This window comes from Rhodomicrobium sp. R_RK_3 (assembly GCF_002198715.1).
In the GTDB taxonomy this organism is placed as follows: domain Bacteria; phylum Pseudomonadota; class Alphaproteobacteria; order Rhizobiales; family Rhodomicrobiaceae; genus R-RK-3.
Genome location: NZ_MWLK01000016.1, coordinates 131,464 through 145,000, shown reverse-complemented (window position 1 = coordinate 145,000; position 13,537 = coordinate 131,464). Strand labels below are relative to the sequence as shown.

The following is a 13,537-nucleotide window of genomic DNA, read 5'->3' as shown; positions in this document are numbered from 1 at the left end:
CTCCAACATAGACTCAGTGAAATTGAATTCCCCGTGAAGATGCGGGGTTCCTGCGGTTAGACGGAAAGACCCCGTGCACCTTTACTATAGCTTCGCATTGGCATTCGTGACTGCATGTGTAGGATAGGTGGGAGACTATGAAGCGCCGGCGCCAGCTGGCGTGGAGTCACCCTTGAAATACCACCCTTATAGTTATGGATGTCTAACTGCGGCCCGTTATCCGGGTCCAGGACCGTGCGTGGTGGGTAGTTTGACTGGGGCGGTCGCCTCCCAAAGAGTAACGGAGGCGCGCGAAGGTTGGCTCAAGCTGGTCGGAAATCAGCTGTCGAGTGCAAAGGCATAAGCCAGCCTGACTGCGAGACAGACACGTCGAGCAGAGACGAAAGTCGGCCTTAGTGATCCGGTGGTCCCGCGTGGAAGGGCCATCGCTCAACGGATAAAAGGTACGCCGGGGATAACAGGCTGATGACGCCCAAGAGTCCATATCGACGGCGTTGTTTGGCACCTCGATGTCGGCTCATCGCATCCTGGGGCTGGAGCAGGTCCCAAGGGTTTGGCTGTTCGCCAATTAAAGCGGTACGTGAGCTGGGTTCAGAACGTCGTGAGACAGTTCGGTCCCTATCTGCCGTGGGTGTAGGAGAATTGAGAGGAGCTGTCCTTAGTACGAGAGGACCGGGATGGACGTACCTCTGGTGGATCTGTTGTCGCGCCAGCGGCAGTGCAGAGTAGCTAAGTACGGAAGGGATAACCGCTGAAAGCATCTAAGCGGGAAGCCCACCTCAAAACAAGTTCTCCCTTGAGAGCCGTGGAAGACCACCACGTTGATAGGCTGGGTGTGGAAGTGCGGTAACGCATGAAGCTAACCAGTACTAATAGCTCGATCGGCTTGATTGCTCTCATTAATCAATGCCCGTTAAAAGGCCCGAGAAATACACAGACCAGATCATGATATCCTTCGTTTGCCTGGTGATTATTGCGGAGCGCCCCCACCCGATCCCATCTCGAACTCGGCCGTGAAACGCTCCAGCGCCGATGGTACTGCCAAGGCGGGAGAGTAGGTCGTTGCCAGGCATACAAAGGATATCAGGAACACATGCGAGATACCCCCCTCTTCGAATGAATACGCGTAAACGCCGCCGAGCCCAAATGGGACGGCGGCGTTTTTGTGTTTTTGGGGGGGCAGGGCGCCGCTCCCCGGCCAAAGCTACCCATCCGCCCGCAATCCGCCCCATGGCATCATGGGCCTCGCTCACTCAAGCTGAGCTCCGGCGGGGTCGGCGTGCCGGACGATGTCCGGGGCGCGTTCCGGTTGCCTTCATCCGGCTCGCCGGCGGCGCTCAGCCAGAAGACTTCATCGCGTTTTGCCGCGCGCATTTGGCGCCTTACAAGACGCTGCGCCACTGGCGCTTCATCTGGCAATTTCCAATGACGCCGTCAGGAAAAATCGAGAAGTTTGTCCTGCGCGCGCGGTTTATGGACGATGAGGCGACCTAAGCGCTCGCCCACTGCGGCAGGGGCGCCGCGGTGGGCGAGCGCGAACGGCCCGGTTGCGTCAATAGACCCGCTCGACCCTGGCGTCGAAGACGTAGCCGTGCCCGCGCACCGTCCGGATGCAGGACTTCTCGCCCACTTGGCGGAGCGTCCGCCGCAGACGCAGCACCTGGACATCGACGCTGCGGTCATAGACATCCTCGCAGGCGCGGGTTGCCTGCATCAGTTGCAGCCGCGACAGCGGCCGGCCGGGCGCATCGAGGAAGGCCAGCAGCAGCGCATAGGGACTGCGCCCGATCGCGACCGGCAAGCCGGCCGGGTCGCTGAGCACGCGGGTTCTGCGGTCGAGCTCCCACCCGTTGAACCGGTAGAAGCCGCGCTCGCACCGGCCAGCATGGGTCAGCCGGCCAAGCGCCTGGCGGCGATGCACCGCGCGGGCCTGCGCCCACAGCTCGCGCATGTCGAACGGCTTGACGAGGTGCCCGTCGGCGCCGAGGTCGAAGGCGAGGATGCGGTCGACGGCATCCATCCGGCGCCCGGTCACCAGCACCGGAATGTCCGAATAGCGCCGGATCTCCCTCAGCCGGTCGAGCCCCGCGCCGCCGCCGGCTTCGATATCGAGCAGCACCACGCCGAACGGGCCGTGCTTGATCAGTCCGGCGATGTCGTCCGAAGCGAGGGCGATCCGGGCCCGGCAATTCTGATCCTTCAGGAAGCAGGCGAGCTGCGCCCGATAGGACGCATCCTCATCGACGACCAGAATATTGCCCAGCAGTTCCGCGTGCTCCGCCGGACCTTGAAAGGGAATGTACGGCGTCGCGGCGCCGATGATCTGTTCATGATACGTCAAAATGGACCCCTTCTTCTGGGCCCGCCGCCAGTCAAAATCCCGCACAGGGCGCGGCCTTTATCGCGCAAAGGCGCAGGCGGTGATTGCGGCGGCGAGCCAAGGGTTGATGCTCGGATCCCATGACCCGGCCGCGTGTGTACGGCCGCGGCCGGAGCATGTGAGACCGGCCCGCGGATCACCCGCCGGCCTAGAGGGGAAGATAGCGAGGGGCCGCGGGGCTCGCTTGGCGCTGTGCGCAGCCATTTGTCAGGGCGTGCAATTTCTTTCCCGGTGGCGCGGGAAGGTTAATCAGGGCGACGGCGATCTGGCCGGCGGAATGCGGGGCCTCAGGCCTTGGGGGCGGCGCCCGCCCGCCATTTCGCATAGCCCGCCGCGCGCAATTGGCAGGCCGGGCATTCGCCGCAGCCGGCACCCCAATCGTGGCGCCGGTCGCGGACGCCGAAATAGCAGGTATGGCTGTCCTCGACGATGATCCGGGTGAGCGCGTCGCCGCCGAGCGCTTGTCCGAGCGCCCAGGTCTCGGATTTGTCGCGCCACATCAGCGGCGTCTCGATGCGGAAGGGCGCTTCGGTGCCGAGCTGCAAAGTGTGGGCGAGCGCGGTCAGGGTTTCGTTGCGGCAGTCGGGATAGCCGGAATAATCGGTCTCGCACATGCCGCCGACCAGCCGGGTCAGGCCGCGCCGATAGCCGATGGCGGCGGCGTAGGTGAAGAACAAGATGTTGCGGCCCGGCACGAAGGTGTTGGGCAGGCCGCTGGCGCTCAGCTTGATCTCGGTGTCGCGCGTCAGGGCGGTCTCGCTGATGCGGCCGAGCGCCGGCATCTCGATGGCATGGTCCTCGCCGCGTTTGGCCGCCCATTGCGGGAATTCGCGGCCGAACGCCGCAAACACCGCCTCGCGCGCGGCCAGCTCGGCGTCGTGGCGCTGGCCGTAGCGGAAGCCGACGGTCTCGACATGGTCGTAGCGCGTCAATGCCCAGGCAAGGCAGACGGTCGAATCCTGTCCGCCGGAAAACAGCACCAGCGCGCTATTGGCGCCCGCTTCGCTCATGGCCCGGCTCCTTCCTTCGAGAAAAGTCCTTCAAGCCCCACCCGAGTCCCTCTATAACGCCGGATAAAGGCCAAGCGCTAGATATAGAGGACCTCCTCATGACCGCAATCGCAGACATCATCGGCCGGCAGATACTCGACAGCCGCGGCAATCCGACCATCGAGGTCGATGTCGTGCTGGAAGACGGCACGCTGGGGCGTGCGGGCGTGCCCTCCGGCGCCTCGACCGGCGCCTACGAGGCGCATGAGCTGCGCGACGGCGGCGAGCGCTGGCTCGGCAAGGGCGTCGAGCAGGCCGTCGAGGCGGTAAACGGCGAGATCTTCGACGCGCTGCAGGGCATGGAAGCCGAGGAGCAGCGGCGCATTGACGAGACGCTGCTCGTGCTCGACGGCACGGAAAATAAGAGCCGGCTCGGCGCGAATGCCATACTCGGCGTGTCGCTGGCGGTCGCCAAGGCGGCGGGCGAGGCGTCCGGCCTGCCGCTCTATCATTATCTCGGCGGCGTCAATGCGCGCGTGCTGCCGGTGCCGATGATGAATATCATCAATGGCGGCGCCCATGCCGACAACCCGATCGACTTCCAGGAATTCATGATCATGCCGGCCGGCGCGGAAACCTTCGCCGAGGGCCTGCGCATGGGCGCGGAGATTTTTCACACGCTGCGCAAGCTGCTGAAAGAGGGCGGCCACAACACCAATGTCGGCGACGAGGGCGGTTTCGCGCCGAACCTGAAATCGGCCGACGAAGCGCTTGGCTTCATCTCCCGCGCCGTCGAGAAGGCGGGCTACAAGCTCGGCGACGAGGTGTTCCTGGCGCTCGACGCCGCCTCGACCGAATTCTACCGCGACGGCAAATACCAGCTCGAAGGCGAGGGCAAGAGCCTCGACTCCGACGGCCTCGCCAAGCTCTATGCCGATCTCGTCGCCCGCTACCCGATCGTCTCCATCGAGGACGGCATGGCCGAGGACGATTGGGAGGGCTGGCGCGCGCTGACCGCAAGTCTGGGCGACAAGGTCCAGCTCGTCGGCGACGATCTGTTCGTGACGAACGTCACAAGGCTAAAGCGCGGCATCGACGAGAAAGCGGCCAACGCCATCCTGGTCAAGGTCAACCAGATCGGCACGCTCAGCGAGACGCTCGACGCCGTTGCCATGGCGCAGCGGGCACGCTTCAACGTCGTCATCTCCCACCGCTCCGGTGAGACAGAGGATGCCACCATCGCCGATCTGGCGGTCGCGACCAATGCCGGCCAGATCAAGACCGGCTCGCTCTCGCGCTCCGACCGGCTGGCCAAATACAACCAGCTCCTGCGTATCGAGGAGGAGTTGGACAGCATGGCGGTCTATGCCGGCCGCTCGATCCTGCCGGGGCAGGCGCGTTGACCGGCGCGCCCTACGCCGGCGGCTCGCGAAGCCCCCGCGCCTAATTCGGCGCGGCGCGGTTCGCGGTCGCCTGCAATTCGGCCTTGGCCGTGATGTCGCCCGGATCGATCTTCAGCGCGGCCTCATAATCGGCGCGGGCATCCTCCGGCTTGCCTTGCATCCGGTACACCATGGCGCGCGCCCGCAACGGCGAATTGCGCCATGGCAGCGGCGTGAAGGCGATTGCGTAAGTATAGTCTCGGATGGCGTCGTCGAGCGCGCCGATCCGTTCCCAGACTTGGGCGCGCTCCCGGAGCGCGTCGGCATCCTCGGGGCTGATTTTCAAGGCCGCGTCGAGATCGGCGAATACGGGCTGGTATCTCTCCCGCGCCGATCCGCTCTTGTCGCTCGCCAGCCAAATTTGCGCGCTGGCCCGCACCTTCAGGGCTTCGCGGCGGCTGAGCTTGCCCCCGGCACCGGCGCCGTCGATGAATAGCGAGCACGCCTCGACCAGATCCTGCTTCTGCGCGGCCCGATCGGCGCAGCGCGCCCAGCGGGGCTCCACCATTCGAAAGCTGCGGTCCCAGGCGAATCTCGCCTCTGAGTTATTGGGATCGAGCAGCGCGGCCTCCTCGAAATCGGCGAGCGCCCCCTTGGTGTCTTGAATGAGGCTCCACGCCTTGCCCCGATGGACCAGCGCCTCGGCACGTTCGCTTTGGCTGAGATATCTTTGCGCCAGCTTCGCCGTGCAGCCTTGGATCCAGGCTTTCTCCTCGCCCAGGTCGCCACAGTGGGCCTGCCGGCCGGCGAGCCTTAGCTCCTGGTAGACCAACAGCCCGGTCGCGGCGAGGACCGCCAGCGTTGCCGCCAAATTCGCCATAGAGGGGACGCCTAAGGAATGCCCTGTTCTTGCGCGTGGCGCGGAATTGTTTTGCGTGTCCATTATTCAACCAGAGTGTTTTGGAAAACAAAGCGTCAGCAACCGCCATGCCGAAAGCACCTTTCGGGCCGCCGGTATTTTCTATTGTCTGAATACGGGCCTGATCGTCTCGAACACTAGGAGACAACAATCGAAGCCGCAGAATTGTGTCAATCAGGCGGCGGGCGCCGTGCAGTGAATCAAGATATTCAGTATGGGGATGGCGCGCCGCATTAAGCCCGCTTTAACGCGAGCGCCCGCATTTAGGAGGCCAGCGGATGGGGAGCAGCGTACGTCGCTCATGATAACGTCACGTAAGGGTCGAAACGGGCGCTATGCCCTGCTCCTGGCGCTGTGCCTGGCGCTGATCGGCTATTTCTCCTATCACGCGGTCGAGGGCAATCACGGCCTGAACCGGCGCGCCGCGCTGGCCGAGCGCATCACGCTGCTCCAGGCCGAGCTTGCGGCCCTCAAGACCGAGCGCCAGCGCATCGAGCACGACGTCTCGCTGATGACCGTGCGCGCGGCGAGCGAACCCGACATGCTGGACGAGCAGGCCCGCGCTTTGCTCAATTATGTGCGCCCCGGCGACATCGTCGTCCTGCGTCCAGGTGCCGCCGACAGGGAATAACAGGCGCAAGGGACTAGCTTTTGAGCAGCGTTTTCCGCTACGCGAAAGGCGTGGGAAATCCGCGCGAGATTCGCTAGACTTAATCGAAATCACCCGGGAGGAAGCTGGAGAGGCCCATGGCTCAATCACCCGCCCAGCAGAAGAGCAGTCAGAAAATGCCCCAGAACGGCCACGCCCGCGAGAGCAAGCTCGCTCCTGCCTCGGCGCCAGCGGAATTCACGCGCGAACAGGAACTCGACGCCTATCGCGAGATGCTGCTGATCCGCCGTTTCGAGGAAAAGGCCGGCCAGCTCTACGGCATGGGCTTCATTGGCGGCTTCTGTCACCTTTATATCGGCCAGGAAGCCGTCGTCGTCGGCATGCAGATGGCGCTCGAAGAGGGCGATCAGGTCATCACCGGCTATCGCGACCATGGCCACATGCTCGCCTGCAAGATGGACCCCAAGGGCGTCATGGCCGAACTGACCGGACGCCGCGGCGGCTATTCGCGCGGCAAGGGCGGCTCGATGCACATGTTTTCCGTCGAGCGCGGCTTCTTCGGCGGCCACGGCATCGTCGGCGCGCAGGTGCCGCTCGGCACCGGCCTTGCCTTCGCCGCCAAATACAAGGGCAATGGCCGCGTCTCGCTGACCTATTACGGCGACGGCGCCGCCAATCAGGGTCAGGTCTACGAAGCCTTCAACATGGCCAAACTCTGGTCGCTGCCGGTCGTCTATATCGTCGAGAACAACCAGTACGGCATGGGCACGCGCATCGACCGCGTCTCCTCCACCACCGACCTGTCGCAGCGCGGCCTCAGCTTCGGCATTCCGGGCGAGCAGGTCGACGGCATGGATGTGCGCGCGGTCAAGGCCGCCGGCGACCGCGCTGTCCGCTGGGCGCGCGAGGGCAAGGGCCCATACATCCTGGAAATGCTGACCTACCGCTATCGCGGCCATTCCATGTCGGACCCGGCGAAATACCGGACCCGCGAGGAAGTCGACAAGATGCGGCAGGAGCACGACCCGATCGAACAGGTTCGCGCCAGATTGCTGGAAAAAGGTCTCGCCAGCGAGGACGATCTGAAGGCCATCGACAAGGATGTCCGGACGGTCGTGAACGAGGCGGCGGAGTTCGCGCAGAACGACCCCGAGCCCGATCCCGCCGAGCTCTGGACGGATATTACGGTTTAATTCCAATTCTGCCCGCGCCTCTTCAGGGAGGCCGGGCGGGGCGATCATTCGAGAAGTGGCGCTAAATTCAGCAGCAAACTGCGCTGCCTGCATGGCGGGCATTCCCCGAAGGCTCTGGTCGCGATGGCATGCTGACGTTAAAAGGGCATCCGGCGGATCAGGGCCGACTCGAGCGCTGACGATCGGATAATAGGAATTGAACAACAATAAGCCCGGAACGAGAGCGCCTTAGCGGCCGCTTCTGCGGTTCACGGACAGGTTAACGCCAAGGAATTCGTTGATGCCGATACAAGTTTTGATGCCTGCCCTGTCACCGACGATGGAGGAAGGCAAGCTCGCCAAGTGGATGAAGGCCGAGGGCGACGAAGTGTCGGCGGGCGATGTCATCGCCGAGATCGAGACCGACAAGGCCACCATGGAAGTCGAGGCCGTCGATGAAGGGCGGCTCGGCAAGATTCTGGTGCCGGCCGGTACCGAAGGCGTCAAGGTCAACACGCCGATCGCCACCATCCTCTCCGATGGCGAGGATGCCAACACGCCGGTGAGTGCCGCCGCGGCCCCGGCCGCGGCCGAGGCGCCCGCCGCCACCGAGCCCGCCAAAGCCGCCGTCGAATCCCGCCCTGCCGCCGCAGCCAAGCCCGCCGCATCCTCCGAGCCCGAAATCGCCCCCGGCCGCGACATGGTCAGCATGACCATGCGAGAGGCGCTGCGCGACGCCATGGCCGAGGAAATGCGCACCGACGAGCGCATCTTCGTCATGGGCGAGGAGGTCGCCGAATATCAGGGCGCCTATAAGATTACCCAGGGCCTGCTGGCCGAATTCGGCGCCAAGCGCGTCATCGACACGCCGATCACAGAGCAGGGCTTTGCCGGCGTCGGCGTCGGCGCGGCGCTCGGCGGGCTGAAACCCATCGTCGAGTTCATGACCTTCAACTTCGCCATGCAGGCGATCGACCAGATCATCAACTCCGCCGCCAAGACGCTCTATATGTCCGGCGGCCAGATGCATTGCCCCATCGTTTTCCGCGGCCCCAACGGCTCGGCCGCCCGCGTCGCCGCCCAGCACAGCCAGTGCTATTCGGCCTGGTACGCCCATGTCCCCGGCCTGAAGGTGATCGCGCCGTCCAACGCCGCCGACGCCAAGGGCCTGCTGAAAGCCGCCATCCGCGACCCGAACCCGGTCGTCTTCCTCGAACATGAAATCCTCTACGGCATTAGCGGCGAAGTGCCGACCGGCGACGATTGGGTGGTCCCGATCGGCAAGGCGCGTATCGCCCGCACCGGCAAGGACGTGACCATCGTCTCCTTCGCGCGCGGCATGGTCTACGCGCTGGAGGCGGCGGAAAAGCTCGCCGAAGAGGGCATCGAGGCCGAGGTCATCGACCTGCGCACGCTGCGCCCGCTCGACATGGACACCGTGATCGAGTCCGTGAAAAAGACCAACCGCATCGTCACCGTCGAGGAAGCCTGGCCGGTCTGCTCGGTCGGCTCGGAAATCTGCTCGCGCGTGGCGAGCGAGGCCTTCGACTATCTCGACGCGCCGCCCACGAAAGTCTCGGGCGCCGACGTCCCCATGCCCTACGCCGCCAATCTGGAAAAGCTCGCTCTGCCGAGCGCCGAACTGGTGGTCGCTGCCGCGAAAGCTGTATGTTATCGCACATGATGGCCATGACGATCCTGTCCGCAGGTCCGTTGCCGTCAGAGAGGGAGCGATAGCGCCAGCATGGATGTCACCAACGCGATTTCCGCCCGCTTCGAGGCCGTCACCTTCATACTGGCGCTGTTCTCGGTCTTCTTCACCATCGTCTCGGCCTATATCGCCGGTCTCTACTTCTTCCTCGCACGCGCGCCGCTGCCGCTGAAAATGCTCGCCTTCTTCATCCTGACGATGAGCTTTCTGTTCCTCGGCGGCCTCGCCTTCGCCATCTCGGATCTCGTCGAAGTGGTGATCTCCAACTGGGACCGCGCCAATATCCCTGTCACCGACCGGGAGACGATTCGCCAATGGCTATTCGGCCTCGCCGGCGATTTCATGCTCTATTATGTCGGTGCGATCCTGGGCTGGGCGGTCGCCTTCGCCGTGTATCTTTCCTTGTTCTACCTGACCTTCTTCTATCGCTGGACGCTGGCGCGGACGGAGCTTGACGATGCCATCCGGGCATAACATTTCTCCGACTGTCCCCGCGCCGTTCATGAAAAACGCAGGCTGTACGCGGCACACTACAAGCGGTAAAGCTGAGGTTTGCCTGAGCGCAGCCACAAAAACGATCGAGTAAGATCCGATGCCCATTTCGATTCTGATGCCCGCACTCTCCCCGACCATGGAAGAGGGCAAGCTCGCCAAATGGCTGGTCAAGGAAGGCGACACCGTCGCCTCCGGCGATGTCATCGCCGAGATCGAGACCGACAAGGCGACGATGGAGGTCGAGGCGGTCGAGGAGGGCACGGTCGCGCGCATTCTCATCGCCGAAGGCACCGAGGGCGTCGCGGTCAACGCGCCGATCGCCATTCTCTTGGCCGAGGGCGAGGACAAATCCGCGCTCGATTCAGGCGCGGGACAGGCGGCTCCGAAGGCCAAGAGCGCGCCGCAGCCGGCGCCGCAACCCGCAGCCGCGAGCGCCGCACCGGCGGCATCTGCGCCAGCACCCGCCCAGGCGGCGCCTGCACCGGCCGCGCCCGCAGCGGCGGCACCGGCGCCCGCCCCGAAGAGCAACGGCGCCAACGGCCATGCCGAACGGATTTTCGCCTCGCCGCTCGCCCGCCGCGCCGCGCAGCAGAAATCCGTCGATCTGTCCGCGCTGAAGGGCAGCGGCCCGCATGGCCGCATCGTCATGCATGACGTCGAGCAGGCCGCCTCTTCCGGCGCCGCTCCCGCCGCGCAGGCCCCCGCCGGGCTGACTGGGCAGGCCCTTGTCCGCGCGCCCTCCGGCACGGTCATGCCGCAGGCCATGACCGACGACCAGATTTTCGCGCTCTACGAACCCGGCACCTACGAACTGGTCCCGCACGACAATATGCGCAAGACCATCGCCACCCGGCTGACGCTGGCCAAGGCGACCATCCCGCATTTCTACCTGACCATCGATTGCGAGCTGGACAATCTGTTGGAGGCCCGCCAGCGTCTGAACATGCGCTCGCCCAAGGACGGCCCGAAGGCCTACCGCCTCTCTGTCAATGATTTCATCATCAAGGCGCTCGGTCTTGCGCTGATGCGCGTTCCTCACGCCAACGCCACCTGGAGCGATCGCGGCACGCTGTTCCACAAGCATGCCGATGTGGCGGTGGCCGTCGCGGTCGATGGCGGGCTGTTCACGCCGGTCATCCGCAGCGTCGACGACAAGTCGCTGGTCGAGATTTCCTTGCAGATGAAGGATTTCGCCGAACGCGCCCGCCGACGCCGCCTTGCGCCGCACGAATATCAGGGCGGCACCACGGCGATCTCCAATCTGGGCATGTATCAGGTCAAGCATTTCGACGCCGTGATCAACCCGCCGCAATCGAGCATCCTGGCGGTTGGCCAGAGCGAGAAGCGCGCCGTCGTCAAGGGCGAGCAGATCAAGATCATGAACATGATGACGGTGACGCTGTCCTGCGATCACCGCGTGATTGACGGCGCGCTGGGCGCCCAGCTTCTTTCCGCATTCAGAGGCTTCATCGAGGAGCCGGTGACCATGCTGCTTTAGCGACCCACCCGCAAAAAGCTCCTCTGCCGCCTCAAAGGGCGTCACAAGCTAGATTTGCAGGCTTCTTAGCGAAACCCTCCGAGTTTTCTCGATGTCTTCCCAATATGCTCCTATGGAGCAGCCGGTCCTGCGCGTTGCGCGGGCGGGCGACACTCGGTCTTTGGCCGAGCTGATTATCATTGCGGGCGACCAGCCGCCCGGTTTTCCCTGCGACTTCACACAAACCGGCGCCAATCCGATCGAGATCGGCGCGCTCAGGCAATTGCGCAAATCCGAAGCCTTCTGCCGCAAACGGGCCGTCGTGCTGGAGATTGGCGGCCGCATCGCCGGCATGGCGCTCGGCTACAAGCTCTCCCCGACAGGCGAGACGCCCAAGCTGACCGGCCTCTGCCAAAGCCTCCGCCCCATCGCCACGCTGGAGGGGCGGCCCGAGGCCAGCTTCTACGTCAACACCATCGCCGTCTATCCCGAATACCAGCATCATGGCCTCGGCGCTGTGCTGTTGGCCGAGCTGGAGGCGAAGGCGCGGCGCGCGCATTGTTCCTGTCTGCTGATGGAAGTCACCGCCGCCAATCACGGCGCGATGCGCTTCTATGAGCGGCATGGCTTCACGCTTTGGCCTGAGACGCGGCGGCGGTCGGTGGTGATCCTGCAGAAGGATTTCGTTCCGGCCATCCTGCACGCGCCCTATGTCCAAACCGAGCGATCCCAGCGGGCGTCATAAGCGGCGGTGCCTATATTTAGTCTCCCCGGACGGCCGCGAGGCCGAGCCGGGGCCTGCCTCGCCTCGCAATTTGCGCTGAGGCAGCGGATGCGCCTGCGCGGGCGATGCCGCGCGCCATCCTTGGTCAGCCCTGCGGGAGCGTCGGGTCAGCGGCCCCGAAATGGAGGGTGGTACGGCGCGCCGCGATTGACTATGTTTCCGGCGCGAACGGGCAGAGGCCCGGAAAACACCGATTCCCGGGGGAAATATGGCTGACACCGCCTTCGATATTGTGGTGATCGGCGCAGGGCCCGGCGGCTATGTCGCCGCCATCCGCGCCGCCCAGCTCGGCATGAAAACCGCCATCGTCGAGCGCGAGCATCTTGGCGGCATCTGCCTGAACTGGGGCTGCATCCCCACCAAGGCGCTGCTGCGATCCTCCGAAATCTACCACCTCCTGCACCGGCTCGACGAATTCGGCTTCTCCGCCAAGGACATCAATTTCGACATCAAGAAGATCGTTGCCCGCTCGCGCGCGGTGTCGAAGAAGCTGTCGAACGGCGTCGGCTTCCTGATGAAGAAGCACAAGATCACCGTCTTCGACGCCAGCGCCAAGCTGAAGGGCAAAGGCGCCGTCGCGCTCACCGGCAAGGACGGCAAGCCGATGCCTGATATCACGGCCAAGAACATCATCCTGGCGACCGGCGCCCGCGCCCGCACGCTGCCGGGCCTAGAGCCGGACGGCAAGCTGATCTGGTCGTATAAGGAAGCCATGATCCCCGAGACCATGCCGAATTCGCTGCTGGTGATCGGATCCGGCGCCATCGGCATGGAATTCGCCAGCTTCTTCAACACCATGGGCGCGAAAACCACCGTCGTCGAGGTGCTCGACCGCATCCTGCCTGTCGAGGATGAGGAGGTCTCCGCTTTTGCCCGCAAGGCGTTCGAGAAGCAGGGCATGAAGATCCACACCGGCGCCAAGGTCGACAAGCTGAAGACCGGCAAGGACAATGTCACGGCGACGCTGACGCTGGCGGACGGCAAGACCGAAAACCTCACCGTCGACCGCGTCATCCTGGCCATCGGCATCACCGGCAATGTCGAGAATATCGGCCTGGAAGAGCAGGGCGTGAAGGTCGAGAAGGGCCATGTCGTCATCGGCCCCTATGGCGAGACCAACGTCCCCAACATCTACGCCATCGGCGATCTGGCAGGCGCGCCCTGGCTGGCGCACAAGGCCATGCATGAGGGCGTGCTGTGCGTCGAGAAGATCGCGGGCTTCGCGGGCGTGCATCCGATGGACGTCAAGAACATCCCCGGCTGCACCTATTGCTCGCCGCAAATCGCCTCGGTCGGGTTGACGGAGAAGGCGGCGAAGGCCGCCGGTCACGAGGTCAAGGTCGGCAAATTCCCCTATCAGGGCAATGGCAAGGCCATCGCGCTCGGCGAGGTCGAGGGCTTCGTCAAGACGGTGCTCGACGCCAAGACCGGCGAACTGCTCGGCGCGCATATGATCGGCGCCGAAGTCACCGAGCTGATCCAGGGCTACACCATCGGCAAGACCCTGGAGACGACGGAAGCCGAGCTGATGGGCACCATCTTCCCGCATCCGACACTGTCCGAAATGATGCACGAATCCGTGCTCGACGCTTACGGGCGCGTGCTGCACATCTAGGCG

Annotated in this window: 12 protein-coding genes and 2 rRNA genes (1 of these 14 cut by a window edge); 11 read left to right on the top strand and 3 right to left on the bottom strand. The window is 64.3% G+C overall.

The genetic code is table 11. The features are described from left to right. The 3 genes from BLEFHOIH_RS09065 to BLEFHOIH_RS09055 all read left to right on the top strand — a co-directional run. Nucleotides 1–894: ribosomal RNA gene (locus tag BLEFHOIH_RS09065) — 23S ribosomal RNA — on the top strand; it begins 1,896 nt to the left of the window's first position. A gap of 68 nt (nucleotides 895–962) precedes the next feature. After that, nucleotides 963–1,071: ribosomal RNA gene (rrf, locus tag BLEFHOIH_RS09060) — 5S ribosomal RNA — on the top strand. Between the two features lie 159 nt (nucleotides 1,072–1,230). Next, the gene (locus BLEFHOIH_RS09055; RefSeq protein ID WP_170937076.1) at nucleotides 1,231–1,494 is read left to right on the top strand and encodes a hypothetical protein; all 264 of its coding nucleotides are present in this window, start codon (nucleotides 1,231–1,233) and stop codon (nucleotides 1,492–1,494) included. A gap of 58 nt (nucleotides 1,495–1,552) precedes the next feature. On the opposite strand, the gene BLEFHOIH_RS09050 is transcribed toward BLEFHOIH_RS09055, so the two are convergent. Further along, on the bottom strand, nucleotides 1,553–2,341 hold the full coding sequence (locus tag BLEFHOIH_RS09050) for a response regulator transcription factor (RefSeq protein WP_170937075.1): 789 nt from the start codon (nucleotides 2,339–2,341) through the stop codon (nucleotides 1,553–1,555). 326 nt (nucleotides 2,342–2,667) lie between these two features. Then, a complete protein-coding gene (gene queC, locus BLEFHOIH_RS09045; RefSeq protein WP_088344565.1) occupies nucleotides 2,668–3,390 on the bottom strand; it encodes a 7-cyano-7-deazaguanine synthase QueC in 723 nt (240 codons plus the stop codon). A gap of 98 nt (nucleotides 3,391–3,488) precedes the next feature. On the opposite strand from queC, the gene eno reads away from it, so the two are divergent. Beyond that, a complete protein-coding gene (gene eno / locus BLEFHOIH_RS09040; protein ID WP_088344563.1) occupies nucleotides 3,489–4,772 on the top strand; it encodes a phosphopyruvate hydratase in 1,284 nt (427 codons plus the stop codon). A gap of 40 nt (nucleotides 4,773–4,812) precedes the next feature. Here eno and BLEFHOIH_RS09035 read toward each other — a convergent pair whose 3' ends face one another. Further along, nucleotides 4,813–5,631: a tetratricopeptide repeat protein gene (locus BLEFHOIH_RS09035; protein ID WP_170937074.1), complete on the bottom strand. Its 819-nt coding sequence runs from the start codon at nucleotides 5,629–5,631 to the stop codon at nucleotides 4,813–4,815. A 340-nt stretch (nucleotides 5,632–5,971) separates the two neighbouring features. On the opposite strand from BLEFHOIH_RS09035, the gene BLEFHOIH_RS09030 reads away from it, so the two are divergent. From BLEFHOIH_RS09030 to lpdA, 7 genes are all read left to right on the top strand, one after another. Next, nucleotides 5,972–6,301, top strand: coding sequence for a septum formation initiator family protein (locus BLEFHOIH_RS09030; protein WP_170937073.1), 330 nt, complete (start codon nucleotides 5,972–5,974; stop codon nucleotides 6,299–6,301). Nucleotides 6,302–6,456: 155 nt separating this feature from the next. Continuing rightward, nucleotides 6,457–7,473: a pyruvate dehydrogenase (acetyl-transferring) E1 component subunit alpha gene (gene pdhA, locus BLEFHOIH_RS09025; RefSeq protein ID WP_088344557.1), complete on the top strand. Its 1,017-nt coding sequence runs from the start codon at nucleotides 6,457–6,459 to the stop codon at nucleotides 7,471–7,473. 280 nt (nucleotides 7,474–7,753) lie between these two features. Continuing rightward, nucleotides 7,754–9,136 carry a pyruvate dehydrogenase complex E1 component subunit beta gene (locus BLEFHOIH_RS09020; RefSeq protein ID WP_088344555.1) on the top strand — a complete coding sequence of 461 codons (1,383 nt, stop codon included), beginning with the start codon at nucleotides 7,754–7,756 and terminating at the stop codon, nucleotides 9,134–9,136. Nucleotides 9,137–9,196: 60 nt separating this feature from the next. Next, nucleotides 9,197–9,637, top strand: coding sequence for a hypothetical protein (locus tag BLEFHOIH_RS09015; RefSeq protein ID WP_088344553.1), 441 nt, complete (start codon nucleotides 9,197–9,199; stop codon nucleotides 9,635–9,637). A gap of 118 nt (nucleotides 9,638–9,755) precedes the next feature. Continuing rightward, nucleotides 9,756–11,156 carry a pyruvate dehydrogenase complex dihydrolipoamide acetyltransferase gene (locus BLEFHOIH_RS09010; RefSeq protein ID WP_088344551.1) on the top strand — a complete coding sequence of 467 codons (1,401 nt, stop codon included), beginning with the start codon at nucleotides 9,756–9,758 and terminating at the stop codon, nucleotides 11,154–11,156. Between the two features lie 160 nt (nucleotides 11,157–11,316). Beyond that, nucleotides 11,317–11,880: a GNAT family N-acetyltransferase gene (locus BLEFHOIH_RS09005; protein ID WP_170937071.1), complete on the top strand. Its 564-nt coding sequence runs from the start codon at nucleotides 11,317–11,319 to the stop codon at nucleotides 11,878–11,880. A gap of 247 nt (nucleotides 11,881–12,127) precedes the next feature. Continuing rightward, nucleotides 12,128–13,534: a dihydrolipoyl dehydrogenase gene (gene lpdA, locus BLEFHOIH_RS09000; RefSeq protein ID WP_088344547.1), complete on the top strand. Its 1,407-nt coding sequence runs from the start codon at nucleotides 12,128–12,130 to the stop codon at nucleotides 13,532–13,534. The last annotated feature ends 3 nt before the right edge of the window (nucleotides 13,535–13,537 follow it).

Excerpts from the sequence above, each read along its gene's own strand:
- BLEFHOIH_RS09055 (WP_170937076.1), top strand. The coding sequence starts at position 1,231 with ATGGCATCATGGGCCTCGCTCACTCAAGCTGAGCTCCGGCGGGGTCGG.
- queC (WP_088344565.1), bottom strand. The coding sequence starts at position 3,390 with ATGAGCGAAGCGGGCGCCAATAGCGCGCTGGTGCTGTTTTCCGGCGGA.
- eno (WP_088344563.1), top strand. The coding sequence starts at position 3,489 with ATGACCGCAATCGCAGACATCATCGGCCGGCAGATACTCGACAGCCGC.
- BLEFHOIH_RS09035 (WP_170937074.1), bottom strand. The coding sequence starts at position 5,631 with ATGGCGAATTTGGCGGCAACGCTGGCGGTCCTCGCCGCGACCGGGCTG.
- BLEFHOIH_RS09030 (WP_170937073.1), top strand. The coding sequence starts at position 5,972 with ATGATAACGTCACGTAAGGGTCGAAACGGGCGCTATGCCCTGCTCCTG.
- pdhA (WP_088344557.1), top strand. The coding sequence starts at position 6,457 with ATGCCCCAGAACGGCCACGCCCGCGAGAGCAAGCTCGCTCCTGCCTCG.
- BLEFHOIH_RS09020 (WP_088344555.1), top strand. The coding sequence starts at position 7,754 with ATGCCGATACAAGTTTTGATGCCTGCCCTGTCACCGACGATGGAGGAA.
- BLEFHOIH_RS09015 (WP_088344553.1), top strand. The coding sequence starts at position 9,197 with ATGGATGTCACCAACGCGATTTCCGCCCGCTTCGAGGCCGTCACCTTC.
- BLEFHOIH_RS09010 (WP_088344551.1), top strand. The coding sequence starts at position 9,756 with ATGCCCATTTCGATTCTGATGCCCGCACTCTCCCCGACCATGGAAGAG.
- lpdA (WP_088344547.1), top strand. The coding sequence starts at position 12,128 with ATGGCTGACACCGCCTTCGATATTGTGGTGATCGGCGCAGGGCCCGGC.